At 37.4% G+C, this 18,202-nt stretch carries 18 protein-coding genes and 1 pseudogene; 13 read left to right on the forward strand and 6 right to left on the reverse strand.

What is annotated here, in order from left to right; genetic code table 11:
* The first annotated feature begins 340 nt into the window (after window positions 1–340).
* From cyoE to JCM12304_RS10190, 4 genes are all read left to right on the forward strand, one after another.
* The gene (cyoE, locus tag JCM12304_RS10175; RefSeq protein ID WP_060680183.1) at window positions 341–1,258 is read left to right on the forward strand and encodes a heme o synthase; all 918 of its coding nucleotides are present in this window, start codon (window positions 341–343) and stop codon (window positions 1,256–1,258) included.
* A 16-nt stretch (window positions 1,259–1,274) separates the two neighbouring features.
* Entirely contained in the window at window positions 1,275–1,550 is a 276-nt protein-coding gene (locus JCM12304_RS10180; protein WP_019376920.1) for a GNAT family N-acetyltransferase, read from the forward strand.
* Window positions 1,551–1,666: 116 nt separating this feature from the next.
* Window positions 1,667–1,897 carry an excisionase family DNA-binding protein gene (locus tag JCM12304_RS10185; protein ID WP_026041369.1) on the forward strand — a complete coding sequence of 77 codons (231 nt, stop codon included), beginning with the start codon at window positions 1,667–1,669 and terminating at the stop codon, window positions 1,895–1,897.
* Between the two features lie 198 nt (window positions 1,898–2,095).
* Window positions 2,096–2,539 carry a GNAT family N-acetyltransferase gene (locus tag JCM12304_RS10190; protein WP_060680186.1) on the forward strand — a complete coding sequence of 148 codons (444 nt, stop codon included), beginning with the start codon at window positions 2,096–2,098 and terminating at the stop codon, window positions 2,537–2,539.
* Between the two features lie 264 nt (window positions 2,540–2,803).
* Here the strand turns inward: JCM12304_RS10190 and JCM12304_RS10195 are convergent, their stop codons facing one another.
* Entirely contained in the window at window positions 2,804–3,406 is a 603-nt protein-coding gene (locus JCM12304_RS10195; RefSeq protein ID WP_060680188.1) for an NAD(P)H-dependent oxidoreductase, read from the reverse strand.
* A gap of 250 nt (window positions 3,407–3,656) precedes the next feature.
* Between JCM12304_RS10195 and JCM12304_RS10200 the strand changes: the two genes are divergently transcribed.
* A complete protein-coding gene (locus JCM12304_RS10200; protein ID WP_060680263.1) occupies window positions 3,657–4,556 on the forward strand; it encodes an RluA family pseudouridine synthase in 900 nt (299 codons plus the stop codon).
* A 139-nt stretch (window positions 4,557–4,695) separates the two neighbouring features.
* Here JCM12304_RS10200 and JCM12304_RS10205 read toward each other — a convergent pair whose 3' ends face one another.
* Complete coding sequence (locus JCM12304_RS10205; protein WP_082388029.1) at window positions 4,696–5,682, reverse strand: DmpA family aminopeptidase; 987 nt, start codon at window positions 5,680–5,682, stop codon at window positions 4,696–4,698.
* 468 nt (window positions 5,683–6,150) lie between these two features.
* Window positions 6,151–7,506 carry an alkaline phosphatase gene (locus JCM12304_RS10210; RefSeq protein ID WP_060680190.1) on the reverse strand — a complete coding sequence of 452 codons (1,356 nt, stop codon included), beginning with the start codon at window positions 7,504–7,506 and terminating at the stop codon, window positions 6,151–6,153.
* Between the two features lie 417 nt (window positions 7,507–7,923).
* Between JCM12304_RS10210 and JCM12304_RS10215 the strand changes: the two are divergent.
* The 8 genes and pseudogenes from JCM12304_RS10215 (at window position 7,924) to JCM12304_RS10245 (ending at window position 15,206) form a co-directional block, all read left to right on the forward strand.
* Window positions 7,924–8,378 (forward strand): annotated as a pseudogene (locus JCM12304_RS10215) (peroxiredoxin family protein).
* Window positions 8,379–8,497: 119 nt separating this feature from the next.
* Window positions 8,498–8,662 (forward strand): hypothetical protein, encoded by a 165-nt coding sequence (locus tag JCM12304_RS19750; protein ID WP_189778672.1) that lies wholly within the window; start codon window positions 8,498–8,500, stop codon window positions 8,660–8,662.
* Window positions 8,663–8,693: 31 nt separating this feature from the next.
* Window positions 8,694–10,568: an ABC-F family ATP-binding cassette domain-containing protein gene (locus JCM12304_RS10220; RefSeq protein WP_060680192.1), complete on the forward strand. Its 1,875-nt coding sequence runs from the start codon at window positions 8,694–8,696 to the stop codon at window positions 10,566–10,568.
* A 25-nt stretch (window positions 10,569–10,593) separates the two neighbouring features.
* Window positions 10,594–11,646 carry a C45 family autoproteolytic acyltransferase/hydrolase gene (locus JCM12304_RS10225; RefSeq protein ID WP_060680195.1) on the forward strand — a complete coding sequence of 351 codons (1,053 nt, stop codon included), beginning with the start codon at window positions 10,594–10,596 and terminating at the stop codon, window positions 11,644–11,646.
* Between the two features lie 111 nt (window positions 11,647–11,757).
* Window positions 11,758–12,432, forward strand: a complete 675-nt coding sequence (locus JCM12304_RS10230) for a hypothetical protein (RefSeq protein WP_019376909.1) — start codon at window positions 11,758–11,760, stop codon at window positions 12,430–12,432.
* Between the two features lie 349 nt (window positions 12,433–12,781).
* Window positions 12,782–14,002, forward strand: a complete 1,221-nt coding sequence (locus JCM12304_RS10235; protein WP_060680197.1) for a DUF58 domain-containing protein — start codon at window positions 12,782–12,784, stop codon at window positions 14,000–14,002.
* 282 nt (window positions 14,003–14,284) lie between these two features.
* Window positions 14,285–14,959: a hypothetical protein gene (locus JCM12304_RS10240; protein ID WP_060680199.1), complete on the forward strand. Its 675-nt coding sequence runs from the start codon at window positions 14,285–14,287 to the stop codon at window positions 14,957–14,959.
* Window positions 14,934–15,206 (forward strand): hypothetical protein, encoded by a 273-nt coding sequence (locus JCM12304_RS10245; protein ID WP_060680201.1) that lies wholly within the window; start codon window positions 14,934–14,936, stop codon window positions 15,204–15,206. Before JCM12304_RS10240 ends, JCM12304_RS10245 begins: the two co-directional genes overlap by 26 nt.
* Window positions 15,207–15,409: 203 nt before the next feature.
* Here JCM12304_RS10245 and JCM12304_RS20070 read toward each other — a convergent pair whose 3' ends face one another.
* The 3 genes from JCM12304_RS20070 to JCM12304_RS10255 are packed head-to-tail and all read right to left on the reverse strand — an operon-like array spanning window position 15,410 to window position 18,138.
* Window positions 15,410–15,709, reverse strand: a complete 300-nt coding sequence (locus tag JCM12304_RS20070) for an oxidoreductase dimerization domain-containing protein (protein ID WP_256200811.1) — start codon at window positions 15,707–15,709, stop codon at window positions 15,410–15,412.
* Between the two features lie 11 nt (window positions 15,710–15,720).
* On the reverse strand, window positions 15,721–16,755 hold the full coding sequence (locus JCM12304_RS10250; RefSeq protein ID WP_256200812.1) for an NAD(P)/FAD-dependent oxidoreductase: 1,035 nt from the start codon (window positions 16,753–16,755) through the stop codon (window positions 15,721–15,723).
* A gap of 36 nt (window positions 16,756–16,791) precedes the next feature.
* Complete coding sequence (locus tag JCM12304_RS10255) at window positions 16,792–18,138, reverse strand: sodium-dependent transporter (protein ID WP_019376906.1); 1,347 nt, start codon at window positions 18,136–18,138, stop codon at window positions 16,792–16,794.
* Window positions 18,139–18,202 lie beyond the last annotated feature (64 nt).

Raw genomic sequence — 18,202 nt, forward strand, 5'->3', positions numbered from 1 at the left:
ATAGAGTGAATGACGGACATTGGGAATGAGAAATCGGGTCGTAATGTCTATCATGGATTGATTGACGGACATTGAGTACGAAAAAACAACCCCGAATGTCTATCATACTAGAAATTACTATTCTATAGCACGCTCCAGTCAAATTTTTCTCTAAAATTAATAGTTCACCAACATCAAATTGTAAAGCTGGAATAGCTACTTACCTCCTCCGTCAAAAGCTTTCATGCTGTATAGTGAAAATTCTGTAGTAATCTAGAGTAATAGTCTCTCATGACATTCCGTGATATGATAAAAGTATAAACAAAGTTTAAAATTGCCCGAATCAGGGAGGATATATGATATGGGAATGGGAAGTGCATCACCAACTATACAAAACGATTCGAAACGAGCGACGTTTTCGGATATAAAATCACTTATAAAAGGACCAGTTTTAATTGCAAATGTATTACCTGTTTTCTCAGGTTTTTGGCTCGCCCTTTATTTTTCTGGATCCTTAATAACAGAACAATGGCCACTCCTTATACTTATCATGCTCGGAAGTACACTGGTTATGGCTGGAGCATTAGTAATTAATAATTGGTATGATGTGGATATCGATGAGATTATGGCCAGGACGCAGAATCGACCTACTGTAACGGGGAAGATATCACTCAAGATTGTGTTATGGACAGGGATTGTCTTATCACTGGCAGGTTTCATCTTGTTATGGTTTACGACATGGGAAGCCACATTATATGCCTTCATCGGCTGGTTTACCTATGTGGTTCTTTATACAATGTGGACAAAGCGAAAATACACTTTAAATACGGTGATCGGTAGTATATCGGGTGCAGTTTCTCCTTTAATTGGCTGGGCCGCAATAGAATCTGCTTTTCATATTGTCCCAATTATGCTTTTTGCTATTTTATTTATCTTTCAAATGCCGCATACTTTTGCAATTGCTATTAAAAAATATGAAGAATACAAGGCGGCAGATGTAGCAATGCTACCAGTAGTGCATGGGTTTTCGATTACAAAACGCCAAATAGTAATTTATATTGCCTGTCTGTTACCGTTACCTTTTTACTTGATACAATTAGGGACCTTTTTTATTACAGTTGCAACAATTTTGAACGTTGGTTGGTTGATTATTGCCTTAAGAGGATTTTTTACGAAAGACGATCAAAAATGGGCACATTGGATATTCTTATATTCCGTTAATTATATTACGATTATTTTTGTTCTTGCTGTTGTAGTAACTCTGCCAGCATTTCAATAAATAAGGAGGAATTTTTGTGGACATTAAGCAAGGAAATCATTCTTTTTTTATCGGTGAAAATCAAGACGAACCATTAGCAGAGATATCATTTATTCCAGGTGAGAGAAACTCGATTATTGTAGATCATACAGTCGTATCAGCTGAGTTGCAAGGGCAAGGTGTTGCAGGAAAGTTAGTAGATAGACTGGTACAGTATGCCAGAGAGGAAGGATTGAAAATCATCCCTCAATGCTCTTATGCACAAAAGAAGCTTGAAAACACACCGGAATATCAGGATGTACTAGGAAAGTGAGATGGTCACTGTGAATTTGTTAGAGGATTTAATTGATACGTATCTGGAAAATTTTGATGAGATAAACTATGTATTAGATAGGAACAGTCTGGGCTATTCGGGAAAGGACCAAGGATATGTACAAAACCATACAGGAGACTGCTGAGTATTTATCAATGGACATAGCAAAAGTGAGAGCACTCGTATTGGAAGGAAGAATTCGTGCCATTCATGATGGTAACCAATACTTAATAAATCAAGCCCAATTTAAAACACACTTTGAAGATGTAGAGAAATATAGACAGAAGATTCAGGAATACTTAAATGAACCGATTCCTGAAGATATTGACGTAAAGGATGAAGATTAATAGAACCGCTAAAGCACAGTTAATTACTATTATCTAAAAGCAAATCCACAAAAAATCTCTAGAAAAACGAGTAGAAAACCCAAATGGATTTTTACTCGTTTTTATTATTAAAAATATATTATTATATAGATTGAACATCGGAAGAAAAAGTGTTATTGGTGTAATTTTTATAAATTATATAGCAGGAGGCAGAACGAGATGAAGGTTAGCATATTAAAGAAAAATGATTTTGAGAAAATGAAGGATCTATTTTTGGATGTATTTACTAATGAACCTTGGTTTGATAAATGGAACAACGAAGAACAATTACATGCATATTTAACAGAACTAACCGAAAATAATAATTCACTAACTTTAGCTCTATATAGTGAGGAGGGTGAACTTATCGGCTGTGCATTAGGATATATTTTTAATTGGTGGGAAGGTCGGGAATACTTTATTAGAGAGTTTTTTATTTCTAGAAAAAGGCAAAATCAAGGACTAGGTAGTTCTTTTCTTCAACTAATGAATGAAATATTAAACGAAAAGGAGATTAAGCATATAACATTAACTACAGAAAAGAATGTTCCGGCATATGGATTCTATCATAAAAATGGTTTTTCAGATTTAAAAGATTCAGTTAATCTGGTTAAAAAAGTATAGTAATAATAATAAGATCAAATCTACTAGAATGGTAAAATCTGTTTATAAAAAAATGATAGGAAATGGGGGCAGGCCATGGTCAGTACGTCTGAGATGGAAGTGTCTTTTCCTTGTAAGTCAAGGTCTACATCAGGCTTTTCATCTAAGCAATGTATTCAAAGTTAATAAAATAAAAGAAGCCCAGGAGTAGGCTTCTTTTAAGGTTGAAATTAACTATGAGATTAATATAAATATCAGCTTATCAGGCTTCCCTATGTTTCAACATTAAACCCACTGTGCTACTTCTTCAATATTTCTTCGTGTTTTTCCTCGTTTTGGGTCTTCTTTTCTATAGCCGAATGCGGCGAGTACAGATGCGCCGAATTGGCCATTTTCCAGTAGCCCTTCTTCTTCAAGTAATGCATCAAGTTTTTCTTGGTTGAATCCCTCCATTGGAGTGGAGTCAATTCCCAGGAGTGCTGCAGCAGTCAGCATATTTCCTAAGGCAATATATGTTTGCTTTGATGCCCAATCAAAAAGAGTTCGCTCATTATCTAATATCTGTTTTTGTTCTTGGAAGCGTTTATAATGACCGGAGACCTCTGTAACCACTGTTTCAGGCATTTGTTGTACGTCTTTCATTTGGCTGAACAGATAATCCGAGTCATACCGAACATTTTTCCTTGCTAAAAGAATAACAAAATGGCTTGCTGACTTTAATTTTTCTACAGCGCCAGGTGCTACCTCCATTAACTTATTTCGTAATTCCGGGCTTTGGACTACTAAAAACTTCCAAGGCTCAGATCCTAATGAACTGGGCGATAATCTTCCTGCTTCCAAAATAAATTTAAAGTCGTTATCCGCTATTTTTTTGTTTGCATCGTACATTTTGGTGGCATGGCGAAATTGGTATGCTCCATCACTCTCTCTTTAATTGTAGATGTTTGATTTGTCATAAAATTCCCCTCCTGATAAAAGATAATACGTGGAAAGTTCAGATATAGGAAATTTTGTGCTTCTATGGTTATCTCGAAGTCAGCGATAAGGATATAGGAGACGCTGGGATTTGCGTAACGATCAAAGAAAGATTACTCTTATAATAAGAAATATGTTCTTTAAAGATAAAGGAGTTTTACTATTGCCGAAAAAACAGCCATCAAGAGATAAGAATAATTTACATTTTACCGTGGAAAAGCAAATGGAGCTGCTCCCTTTTTTATTAGAAGCTATGCCCAATCGTAGCCGGAATTCAGTAAAATCCATACTGACACGTGGCCAGGTGACCGTAGATGATCATATTGAAACGAAGCATAATTATCCTTTATATAGTGGTCAAACGATTAAAATTTTAAAAAACAAAGCAGCAGTTAAGGAAAGTGCATTGATTGGTATGACGATTCTATACGAGGATGAGGATATAATAGTGGTAAATAAAGAGGCGGGTTTGTTGTCCATTGCGACACAGAAAGAAAAAAAACAGACCGCTCATCATCAGCTTATGGAGCATGTCCGGAAAGAAGATCCATTAAACCGGGTTTTTGTCGTTCATCGTTTAGATAAAGATACTTCTGGAGTCATGCTCTTCGCTAAAAATGAAGCTGCGAAGAGAAAGCTTCAAGATACGTGGAAAAAAAGCGTAAAGGAACGCACCTATGCTGCGCTTGTAGAGGGGAAGGTAGAGAAGCAAAAAGGATATATTTCTTCCTGGTTAAAAGAGAGCAAAACCCATATGATGTATTCCAGTCCTGTAAAAAATGACGGACAGCATGCAATAACACATTATAAGGTCGTCCAGTCTAATAATGATTTTTCTTTATTAGAGGTTCAATTGGAAACGGGGCGGAAAAATCAAATCCGCGTGCACATGCAAGACCTGGGGCACCCCGTTGTAGGGGATAAAAAATACGGATCTAAGCAAAATGTGATTAGAAGACTAGGGCTACATGCGAGGATCCTTTCTTTTAACCATCCGAGTACTGGGCAACTATTACTGTTTAAAGCCGAGGTACCAAAGTCTTTTTATGCAAAATCAAAATAAGAAACAAAAGCCAGACAGTGAGATGAACTGATCTGGCTTTTGTTATTGCTATATATTATGTGCTGGAGTTTCTATATTACAAAATGTTCTACTTATAATTAACTTATCCAGTAGAATACCTCTACTTCTGATAATGTATTTAAATAGGAGCTTTTTCTACTACCCTGCCATTTCTTCCTTCTGTCGTTTTTGCTTGCATTAAGGAACGAATTACTGCTTCCTCTGTTGTTTCGATAACTGCTTGGAACAAATCATTCATAACAGGGTGATCATCACGAAGAAATGAAGCTGTTTCTTTAGCGGAATCACTTTTATGATCGTATACATTGGCAGTTGAAAAAGCAATGGCAATATCCCCGCTGCCATTATCAATGCGGCTTCCTGTTCTCCCAAGTCCCGCTGCACAACGCTTGGCGAGTCTTTTTAGCTGCCTGTCATATAAGGGGGCATCAGTTGCAATAATCATCATGATAGAGCCATCCGGTGTAGGTATTTGCGTGGTTTCCAGATTTGCAAATAATGCATGTTCTCTTCTACCAAAGTTACTTACAACAAGACAACCGACAGTGTATGTATTTAAATTATCTGTAATTGTTCGTGAAGCTGTTCCTATACCACCTTTATAACCAAAGCAAACCATTCCCTTACCTGCTCCGACATCTCCTTCCTCCACTGGATGATTCGTAGCATTTTCTAATGCGCTGATTGCATGTGTAGGTTTGATTGCTTGTTCGCGGATCGAATTTAGATAGCTATCATTACATTCGCCGACTACAATATTAATTGAGCTGGTTGTATCACCAATTTCTTGCGTGCGATCGAGCATATATTTTAATGTCCCTTGCCAAACAGCTCCGACACTAAATGTATTTGTCAGCATAATTGGAGATTCCAATAATCCCAGTTCTTCTATTTGTACGAGGCCGGTTGTTTTGCCATAGCCATTAATGACAGCACTTCCAGTTCTAACTTTTTTACGAAAGAGATTCCCTTCATGTGGTAATATCGCTGTTACTCCTGTACAGATTGTTTTTTCCTCGGTTAGCTTTTCATATAATGTGGTATGACCGACTTTTACGCCAGGTACATCTGTAATGCAGTTTGCTTTCCCTTTTTGTAAATGCAAAAAATCCACTACCTTCCAATTTATATTTATTATAAGAATTATAACAAAAATTAAACTATATATTTTCTCATTCAACAAAAAGCGCACAAATCCTGCCATAAAAAGTCTCTTCTCCAACATATGGTTTTCAGGGATTTATTTATCTTGTAATAACAAAAGTGGCTGAGACATAACTAAATAACGCTATTCTAAAGATGAACATTCTAAAGTGTGGGAATCCCGCTCCGGAAAAACGCTTCGCTTTCCGTGGGCGCTGCTAAGCCTCCTCGTGCCACGCACTCCGGGGTCTTAGCTAGGCTTTTCCTCCCACAATGGTTTTCGGTGGGACGAGTAATCGCAGTCCCAGGAGTCTGCGCGTTTTTCCTCCGCTAATTTATTACAAAAATAAATCCGAACTATGATTCAGTAAAAGTGTGAATCGGTTCGGATTTTCAATATATAAAAGTATTTTGTTCCAACCTTTAATGCTTATTTAAGAAAGTTAAATACTTCATTGGCGATGTCTGTGTTATCAACTAATCCGGAGAAGACCTCACTCTTTGGACCATATGCGTAGACGGGAACATCTACTCCTGTATGTCCGCTTGTGGTAAATCCGATGCCTGCTCGAACATTGAATACTTCAGAAACCGCTGCATACACCGTATCAAAATCTTCAGTTTCTGCTGCTTGCTGGATAGCTGAAATTTCTTCTTCATTAAAGTCCAGGTCAGCGTATTCCTCTAAAACCTCTTCAACTTCTTCACCATCCATTATCTCTTCTGCCATAAACTCAGGTGTACGTTCAGCTGCTTTGATCACTTCCGGATACATGTTGTACTCACCATCACGGCCAATGGAAAAACCGCCTGTAGAATGGTCTGCTGTTAAAACAACCTGTGTATGTTTATCCTTCTTAGCAAATTCAATAACGGTTTCAAATGCCTTAGCAAAATCCTCCATCTCACTCATGGCACTGACAGAATCATTTGCATGCCCAGCCCAGTCTATTTGACTTCCTTCTACCATAAGGAAGAACCCATCTTTATTCTTGCTTAGCTGCTCAAGAGCTGTCGTCGTCATTTCTTCAAGGGACGGACTATCCTCCCGATCAATTGCTTTCGGAAGACCGACTGGAGCAAATAAACCTAGTAATTTATCATTCTTGTTTTCAAGCATTTCCTCTTTATCATCTACATAATTATAGCCATCTTCTTCAAATTCTTCTATTAAATCTCTATCTTCTCGGTCGAAATAGTCTGTACCCCCGCCGAGCATAATATCTACTTTATGTTCTCCATTAATCATTTCATCGAAGTAATCATCAGCAATTTCATTATAATTCCTTCTGGATTCATCATGTGCTCCAAAAGCTGCTGGAGTGGCATGGTTAATTTGTGATGTGGCAACAAGACCTGTAGATTTGCCTTTTTTCTTGGCAGCCTCAAGTACGGTTTCCACTTCGTCTCTTTCTGTATCAACTGCTATTGCTCCATTATATGTTTTTATACCTGCTGACATGGAGGTCGCTGCAGCTGCCGAATCAGTAATATTTTCTTCTGGGTCGTCTGCATAAGTTGTTGCCATTCCTACTAAATGGTTGTCAAATACCGTTTTTTCCATCTGTGGTGTTGAAGGGTCATCTTTCATGTAACGATAGGCTGTTGGATAGGATGGTCCCATTCCATCACCAATCATAACGATCACATTCTTTACTTTACCGTTATTTGGCGACGCATTGTTATCTTTTCCTTTTTTAGCAACAGTTGCTTCCCCGTTCATAGCTAACAAGCTTCCAATTGCCAATACAAAAATCGTGGCGATAATCCAGAGCTTTTTTCTCATCCTTCTCCTCCTTCAATTAATAATAAGACTAGTCTTACTATTATCATAGTTGAAAAGAAAGGAGAACTAAATGGTAGAAAAGGTATATTTTTAGAAGAAGAGACTGATGGAAGGCAATCCAGGAAGGCTATAACCAAGCAATCTAGTAAAAAGGTATTACAAAATTTTACAAGAGGTTTATAAATTAACGTTAAAATTGTCAAAAATAATTCCATATCCCTGGTAAAAAAGTATGTTATGTTCTTTTTTGTGGAAGGCTATCGTTAAATGTAATGAAGAAGCAGGAGGATGGACATGAAAAAAGTGTTTTGGGTAGTCGTGTTATCAGGCCTCTTCTGGGTCGGATACTACAGTTATGGAATTATAAATGCAGCTCCAAAATCTTCTGAGACCATACAGGAAAATAAGAAAACTTTCATGGTGCAAACATCACAGAGAGAGAAAGCATTGGAAGGTACCGAAATTGGCGATACAGCTCCAGATTTTGAATTGGTCTCAACAAATGAAGAAAAAGTAAAGTTATCTGATTATCGCGGTAAAAAAGTGATGCTAAATTTCTGGCTACATGGTGTCCGCCGTGCAGAGAAGAAATACCAGATATGCAAAACTTCTATGATGAAAAAGAAATCGTTATTCTTGCGGTTAACTTGACCCAAACGGAAGCCAAAAAGCAAGATGTAGTAGATTTTATGGGAAAACATCGTGTAACCTTTCCCGTCCTGTTGGATGAGGCTTCTGACGTAAGCAATAAATATCGCATTCAACCAATCCCGACTACCTATATGATCGATTCCCAAGGTAGAATTAGATTTAAGGCATATGGAGCTATGACCTATGAACAAATGGTAAGTGAGTTTGAAAAAATGAAATAATGAAACCTTACCCTACGACCAAGGTACAGCGATTGTTAATGCTGATTTCCTTGGTCTTTTTGTGGTAAACTAGCATATAGTATGAAACATTATCGGGGGAGATTATCATTAAACTTTTAGTGACACAGCTTCTTATCACAGCGGTGATTTGGACGGGAATGGCTTTCTTCTTTTCAGACATGAATGCACAAAGCAAAGCTATTTTCTATCTTGTTACATCCTGGTTACTATTTTTGATCGTAATTATTTTAAGAACATTACTTGGGAAAAGAAAGAGCAAATGAATGACTACAAGTCAAGGGAAGGTTTCTTGTTATGCTAACTATTGAACATTTATATAAATCATTTGGTGAGAAGGTCTTGTTTGATGATATTTCCATCACCATAACAGAGCGTGAAAGAATAGGACTTATTGGGGTGAACGGAACAGGGAAGTCCACCTTTTTAAAGACAATTGCCGGAATAGAGTCACCTGAAAAAGGAGTTATTAAACACCCTAAAGAGTATCATATTGAATATGCTGCCCAGGAGCCTGAGCTCAATCCTGACCTGACGGTAATTGAACAAATCTATTACGGGGACTCCACCATCATGAGAGTGATGCGGGCATATGAGCAAGCATTATTAGAGCTGCAGCTTAAACCTTCCAGTCAAAAAGCACAGGAAAACCTTCTTTATTGTCAACAAAAAATGGATGAGGAAGATGCTTGGGAGGCCAATACTACCGCGAAAACGATTCTAACAAAATTAGGTATTACTTCTTTTAATGAAAAGATTACCACATTATCTGGCGGCCAAAAAAAGCGTGTTGCTATAGCGAAGTCTCTCATCCAACCCGCAGATTTACTTATTTTGGATGAGCCTACAAACCATCTTGATAATGATTCTGTTGAATGGCTTGAGAAATATTTACAGACATATAAAGGTGCATTATTGCTCGTAACACATGACAGATATTTTCTTAACCGTGTGACCAACCGCATATTTGAGTTGGATAAAGGGAATTTATATGTATATGAAGGTAATTATGAGCTTTTTCTTGAGAAGAAGGCAGAGCGTGAAGCTTTAGAAAAAAGTCTGGAAGCGAAACATAAAAATACTCTTACTAGAGAGCTTGCATGGCTTCGTCGTGGAGCAAAAGCGCGTTCTACCAAGCAAAAGGCCAGAATAGAACGTGTCGAGGAAATGAAGCATAAAACCTTTGATACCAAAAAGCAGGAAGCGGAATTCCAAGTAGGGTCTGCCCGACTTGGGAAAAAAGTAATTGAGCTTGAAAACATCCATAAGTCATATGGCGATAAAAAATTAATCGATAATTTTAGTCACATTATGGTGCCTGGAGAAAGAATGGGGATTATCGGACCAAATGGTACAGGAAAAACGACGTTATTAAATATAATGGCTAACCGAATTTCTCCTGACAGCGGCAGCCTTGATATTGGTGAAACAGTCAAAATTGGTTATTATACACAAGGTGATGAAGAACTGGATGGCAGTGTCCGTATCATCGATTATATTAAAGATATAGCCGAAGTTATTTATACAAAAGATGGAGATGAGATTACTGCAGAACAAATGCTTGAAAGATTTTTATTTTCAAGAGCTGAGCAATGGACATATATCCGTAAGCTATCCGGTGGGGAGAAACGTCGCCTCTATTTGTTGAAGGTTCTTATGACGGAGCCAAACGTTCTCTTTCTTGATGAGCCAACAAATGATTTGGATACACAAACCTTGGGCGTTCTGGAGGATTATTTAGAACATTTCCCTGGAGTTGTTATTACCGTTTCCCATGATCGCTATTTCCTTGACCGGGTTGTTGATCGCTTGCTAATTTTCAGAGGAAACGGTAAAGTTGAGCTCTATTATGGAAACTACAGTGAATACTTAGATCAACACGTACTAGATTCTACTAAATCAAAACCAAAGCTATTGAAGGAGCAGCCAAAAAAGCAAAAGAAAAAGCTTTCCTATATGGAACAAAAAGAGTGGAATGAAATTGAAGATATAATTTCTGATTTGGAGAGTAAGATAGAATTATTAAAGGAAGAAATCACCACGGCTGGTAGTGACTCTGAAAAAGTACAACGGCTGTTTGCAGAGCAGCAGGCTGTAGAGGAAGAGCTGGAGACAAAGATGGAACGCTGGGAAGAACTATCCTTACTCGTTGAAGAACTGGAAAATAAATAGTTTTCAAATAAATGAGGGATGTACGGTGAAAAGAATATATAGTGATATTTTTCAGTTCCGAGGAAGTCATTATGAATTCGGATACCATCAGGGCCTTTTATTAAAAGACTCTTTTACTTTAAAGAATAGAGATAAACAATGGAAGATTAGAAGGCCGCGTTTTTCTATATCTGAGGCAGAGGTTAAGGCTGCTATTATGCCATGGGCACCAGGTGTATGGGATGAATTAACGGGATTAAGGGACGCGCTTGGATGGAATATGAATAAAGTATTGATGGAATTTGGCGGTTATCGACTTGACTACGTAAAAAGTGGATGTTCTATTTTTACGGATACAAACTATATGATTCGAAACTATGATTACCATCCGAAGACATACGAAGGTCGTTATACATTGTATCAGCCAACTGATCAAGGCTACGCAGTAATTGGGCCGTCCCAGCGGATCACAGGAAGAATGGATGGTATGAATGAAAAAGGCCTGGCGCTTGGTTATAATTTTATGCACCGGAAAAAACCGGGAGAAGGTTTTATTTGTAATATGATTGGCAGAATGGCATTGGAAACTTGTGCAGACGTCGGAGAAGCTATTCGGTTTATAAAGGAAATCCCCCATCGACACTCTTTCAGCTATATTCTACTTGATCGAGAAGGGGAAACATTTGTGGTTGAAGCAACCCCTCGTGGCGTTGAAGTACGTACCTCAAATGTGTGTACAAACCATTTTGAAATATTGAAAGATGAAAACCGCTACCATTTGAATGACTCCTATAAAAGAATGGCAGCTATCGAAGAACAGAAGGGGCAGGTTACAGATGCTTATAAAGCCTTCCGTATGCTGAATGATACAGATAAAGGTGTGTTTTCTGATCAATATAAAAATTGGTCTGGTACCATTCATACTTCGGCATATTTCCCCAAAGAAATGAAAGCATGGTTTGCACTTGGTGGTGACCGAGAGCCAGTTGTTATTAATTTTCAGGATTGGTTACAGGGTAAGGAAATAGGGATTAAGCGGATTCTAGGTGAGGTCAATACAGAACTCCCATTTGTTCATATGGAGGATCAAGTTCGTTAATCAATTAATTTAGGTTTAAAAGAAAAGTTAGAAAGGGAAACTAATACTATAGGTTTCTTTTTTTGAAATTGTAGTTATAATAGACACAAATGCATTATAGGAGGTAACGTGATGAAGCTCTTTCAGGTTAGAAAAGGACAATTCGTTTTTTATAAAAATGAATTGCATAAAGTTTATTCGGTTAAGCCAATGTTTAAAAAGTCAGTTCATTTATATCGGTTAAAGGACATGCAGCAAATACTTACTAGTGCAAGTGAGATTGATCTGTATAGACCACAACATAATGACACGTTTATTTTTTATGGAAAACGATATACCATTGATAAAGATAAACGACCTGAGCCTGGTGATTATATTTTAATTGTTAAGCCAGCACCGGATTTTCTCGATCATTATTCTCTAAACGAGATCGAAAAAGTAGAAAGCGTTGAGGATGGTAATGTTGTAACAACAAGGGACAATGGTGTAAAACATAGTGAATATGTAGTCCTTGTTCCAGGGAAAAATGATGCGAGCCAAGAAATTGCATATTATGACAAAAGTCTGGTTCCCGAAGCTCAACAAATTGAGGATGAATCCATCAGTTATTTAGCAGAGTCAGATGATTCTCTTCAACCAGTTGTTGGGGATATCTATATGGATGTGAAAAATAATACGAAAGCAATGATTGTTGCTATGACAGAGGATGAAGTTGTATTTGGGCATGGTGTTCGTGTCCATGTTGCAGAGCTTCTCGATGAAAGTAACTTCAAGCTTATTTACCAGTTTGAAGGAGAACTATTATAAAGATTTCTTTTAGAAAATACCACAGTGACCGTTGCTGTGGTATTTTTGCTTTTAAAATAAAGGTGCTAATATATATTGGGGTGATACCATGTTCGGAAAATATATAAACTCCGATCTAACTTGGTTGTATGAAATCGCTATTCGGAAAATAACGCATGTTGAACAAACTATAGCTAGTTTGCGAATGTTTCCGGCGGATAGATTTGCTCTCCTGTCGATAAATTAGTATCTCTCCTTCCCTGCTCTACAAAAGCTCACATAGGATAAACGCAAAATATTAATAAAACAATTGAAACTACAATGAAATTGACTGATAATGGAAAATAACAGCTTGTAAAGGGGCAAATTTATGAAATGGAAGATAGAGAATACGGGAGAATCTACTAATACAGTTGAAATTTTATTCACTTTAATGATAGCAATAATGATTGGCGGTATGATTTGGGGTAACCCCTTAACATTTATTCTTGCAGGGTTTATAGGTATATATATTATATTATTATGGCAATATTCTAAGCGGATTGGTCAAGGTCTGGAGCTTACAAACCAAAAACACACGATTCGGCTATTCGAAGGAGAAGAAGCAGAACTGGAGATTAAATTTACTAATCACTTTTTTATTCCATATTTTAATAGCCAACTTACATTCGCTTCAGACGAAAATATTAGAAACAATAAAAATTTATTTCGTAAGCAGCTGGGGAAAAATCAGTATAAGTATTCATTTTCTCTAGGAGGGAAAAAAGAAAAGAAGTTCATTTTTTCATTTCACACCGTGCAACGCGGGGTAGCGCGATTGGAAAATATACAGGTTAGATTTCCCCACATATTTGATTTCAGATTAATCTATTTAAAATACTGTGAGAGATACCAAACTGAAATTATTGTATATCCGAAATTGGAAACAGTAGTCGGATTAAAAGAAATTTCTTCTTCCATACTTGGGGAGCAGCAAAGCCGTTTTTCGCCATTTGAAGATATGGTTTTAACAAGGGGAACAAGGGATTATATTTCTTCAGATCCGTTTAATAAGATTCACTGGAAAGCTACAGCAAGAAAACAAGAACTGCAGACAAAGGAGTTAGAGCCGGTCAAAAACCTCTCCTGGTCGATTATAATTAATATAGCAAAAATAAGTCCATTAGGTAATTTATATAATAATGAACAATTAGAGCGTTTTCTATCTCAAGCTGCGTACATTAGTCGTTACCTTATTCAACAGGGATTTCCCGTGGAGATCTATATTAATTCTGCAGTTTTGAACCATCGTCCATATCATTTACCATTGGGCGAAGGACGAGAGCATTTAAAAAGCATTCTGGAATTTTTAGCAAGATTTGAGGATAATGGGCCACTATTAACGATGAACAGAATTTATCGTATATTGGATTCACAAACCAGTGGATCTCGCCTGCTTATATTAATTGGGGAAGCAGAAGAATACACTAATTATTTTTACGAGAAATGGGCAAAAGGTCAAAAGCAAGTATTTCATGTGAATAATGGAAAGGCTGGGGCTCATATCGGGCCTTTACAAAAAGGTGGAGAGAAATATGATAAAGCAAAATGAACTTATAGTACTGTATTATCAATTGATTTCAGAGTATTTGCTTTTTTACTTTTTCCTTCACCCTATTCTTATTGTGACAAATACCTCCATTCCCTATGGGGTTTATATATATCTATCATTATTAACTCCTTGCTCTTGCATGCTGTGGTTCAAAGATGGGTTAGAAATTTCAGTTTATATGCAATCATGTTTATTTCCCTACTTATTATATTTTTGTTGGTCTACGGGATATCAACATTTTTGGTGATTCTACTAACTATATTTCTCGTTTGGCGGCAGATTGTGCATGATGAAGAAGCTGATGCAAAAAATCAAAAAGTATTGATAGTTGTTATGCTCTCTATCTTTATTTTTGATATTTATTGGATGTATGATGAACAATTGATTTGGATAGCTCTCACGTTTCTCGTTGTCTTGATTGCAGGGTATATGGTCAGTAATATTTCTCATGGCAGGAACGGTTACCATCAATTGAAATTTATTGGCTTTACGATAGCAAGCATGCTTATTGGTGGTATATTACTTTATCTCTTATATGATGTGATTCAACCGGCAACGGGCTTCCTCTGGAGTAGTGTGGCTCAATTATTAATGATTTTTGCTAAAGGTATTGCTTATTTAATTGATGTAAGCCCACTGGAAATAGAAGGAATAAGAGAGATGATCACTTCTAATAATACCAATAATGTAAAAATGGAAATGCCTGATGAAATCCCAAGATCAGATAACGAGGATAAGGTTGACCAAGCGATAACCGATTCTTTCTCTAGTTGGTGGTTGTTAAGCGTGTTTGTTGCAAGCTTACTTATTCTGCTTTTTTTCTTTTTAAAAAAGAAGCATATGTCAAAAAAGCTGGAAGTAGTAGAAGCAGAAGGTTCTGTTAGCCAATCTCCTGTAGAAAAGAGGGAGACCAAAAACAGAATGACCCGAAGTGATTCCAAAAAAGGATGGAGTTGATAACGAAATACGTAAGCAAGTAATGGAACTGGAAGAACTAGCATTTGAAAAAGGTTATGGAAGGTTGAAGTATGAAACAATTGAAGAATGGCTGGAGCGTCTTGAACTTAACACCTCCCAATTAAAAATCTATCAAAATGTCAGATATGGAAATAAATATGCAACAGAAGAAGAGACAGCCTATTTTAAAGAAGAAATTTCAAGAATAAAAGCATGGCTTCAAACAGCAACTAATAGTAGAAAATAGTCCTTTTAGAAAGATAGCATTATATTAATTATGTACCTGCTGCAGGTGAAATTAATCAGCAGTAGAGCGAAATAATCCCCTGCAGAATCATTATTTGATAACGGCACAGTAAAATCCTCTTTATAGTATATATCTACTGTAAAACACACCTCTATTAGTTTAACTTACGACTAAACTAGTGGAGGTGTGTTTTAATTTGGGTATTAAAGGCTTTTTAACATCGCTGCTGCTTTATATCCCAGTATATTAATCGGGTCCTTTGGGCTTGAGTAAGGGGGAGCATAAGCAAGCTCCAATTCTGGTAGATCAGCTACGGTTAGACCTGCTTTTAGTGCAGTTGCCAACACGGCAAGTCGTTTATCTACACCTGCATAACCTACCGCTTGAGCCCCGTAAATACGTCCATGCGCTTCATCAAATAATACTTTAATCCATAATTTTTCAGCACCAGGATAATAGCTAGCATTAGACATTGTCTCCAATGAAGCGGTTTGAAAATCCATACCAAGTTCTTTTAGTTTATGGCTATTAAGCCTGTTGCTCCAACCGTTAAATCAAATACCTTTAGAATAGCGGAGCCTTGTGTACCGTTAAATGAAGCAGTTGCACCGGTCAAATGCCTGGCGATAATATATGCCTGTCTGTGTGCAGGCCATGCTAATGCGACATGTCTAGGGGTACCTGTTACTGTATCAGGAGCTTCAACCACATCTCCTAAAGCATATATGTTTGGGTCAGATGTCTGCATATATTCATTCACTGCTATAGCACCCGTGGTACCTATTTTTAGATCAGCGTCAATTGCCAATTCAGTGTTTGGTTTAATTCCCACTGCCATTATGATGAGATCTGCTTCCACTTTTCTGCCGCTGTTTAGATGCAATGTTTTACCGTCATTGGAACAAGAAGCAAGGCCATCATCAAGTAAGATTTGAACTCCTTTATCATTTAAATGATTTTCTACGATTGCAGCAAGATCCTCATCAATAATTTTTATGGCTTGCGAAGACCGGTCAATAATCGTACATTTCAAACCTCGTTCACGTAGATTTTCCACCATTTCTAATCCTACGAACCCGGCTCCGACAATTGCAACAGATTGAGGTTTTTTTGTTTCTATAAAATCAGAAATGTTATCCATATCGGATATAGTGTGTAACGGAAAGGTGCGCTGCGGATTTAATCCCTCTATATTAGGAATGATTGCAGAAGCTCCTGGAGCCAAAATAAGTTTATCAAAGCCTAACTCACCAGCATCCAAAGCGGCTTGATAATAAATACGCTGTGTACTTCGATTAATAGCTTTAACTTCTGTATTCGTATGTACGGTAACTTTGTATTTTTTACGGAACTGTTCTGTTGAGTAGAGAATGTCATCCCGATTTTTCACCAGACCACCGATATGGTAAGGCATTCCGCAGTTGGAAAAAGCAATGTGACTTCCTTTGTCGAGTACGATAATCTCTGATTCTGCATCCTCTCTGCGAAGCTGGGCGGCGACGGTAGCGCCCCCGCCAACTCCGCCAATAATAACAATTTTTCTGGTCAAACAAACACCTCCAACACTATTTACTTTTAGACTTCCCTAAAAAAGCCCAAGTGACCCAAGAAATACGACAATAATTGTAACAGGTACTAACCAGCGCATTAATTGAAACCAAACTTTATATACCGATGGAGATAAGTGGTTTCCATAGGAGAACTCTTTTTGCATGACAGCATGCTCCATTTTGTATCCAATAAAAATAGCAATAAATAAGCATCCTCCAGGCAACATGATGTTACTGACAAGGAAATCAGAAGCGTCAAAAACAGTAAGACCGAAAATTTTAAAATCAGCTAAATTGCTGGATGATAAAGCTGCAGGGATACCTGCGATAAATACGAGTATTCCTGCAAATGCAGCTACCTTTTTTCGAGATCGATTTTTATTTTCGGTAAACGCTGAAGTGATAATCTCAAGCATGCTAAAGGAAGAAGTTAGTACAGCGAATAAAAATAACAATAGAAATAAACTTAAAAACACTTCCCCAAAGGGCATTTGTGCAAATGCTTCCGGTAACACAATGAATAGTAGACCAGGCCCTTCAGCAGGTTCTAAACCGAAGGCAAAAACAACGGGAAAGATGGCCAACCCTGCAAGTAGGGATACAAAAATATTCATTACCGATACCGAAGCTGCAGACATAGGTAAACTAACATCTTTTCGTAAATAAGAGCTGTAAGTTACCATAACGGAAATACCTACTGCCAATGAAAAGAAGGACTGCCCCAATGCATAAAGTACGTTAGAAGCATTTAGCTTGGAAAAATCAGGCTGAAGGAAGAAACGTAAGCCTTCCATTGCACCTTCGAACGTTAGTGAACGGATAACCAAAATGATAAAAAAGATAAATAGTAACGGCATGAGAATTTTACTCGATTTTTCAATCCCGTCTTTGATACCGAAAGATACCACTACAACGTTAATAAGTAAAAACAATGCAAACCCAATAAGAGTTATTAATGGACTGCCAGTAATTGTTTCAAATAAGGCTGGATAATCTGCCCCTTCTTTAATAATTAATCCTGGGATGGATAAAACGCTATAGGTGAGCACCCAACCACCTACAACACAGTAAAAGGACATGAGCAGAAACGCTCCTGCAACTCCCCACTTCCCGATAAAGCTCCAGTTTGACTTCGGTGACAGTACTTTGTATGCAGTGACAGCTTCCTTTTGTGCACCACGGCCGATAATGAATTCGGCGATTAAAATGGGAAGACCAATGATAACTGTAAAAGCAATAAATAAAAGGAAAAATGCTCCGCCACCATTCATCCCTGTCATGTATGGGAATTTCCAAATTGCTCCAAGTCCGATAGCAGCTCCAGCTGAAGATAGAATAAAGCCCAGCTTAGAAGCCCATTGATCTTGTTTCTTCTCTTGCATAATGCGTCTTCCTCTCCAAGTATATCTAGTGATGAAAATTTCTTTCTAGTATATCACGTTTATG

This window comes from Virgibacillus halodenitrificans JCM 12304, from assembly GCF_001310895.1.
Classification (GTDB): domain Bacteria; phylum Bacillota; class Bacilli; order Bacillales; family Amphibacillaceae; genus Virgibacillus_Q; species Virgibacillus_Q halodenitrificans.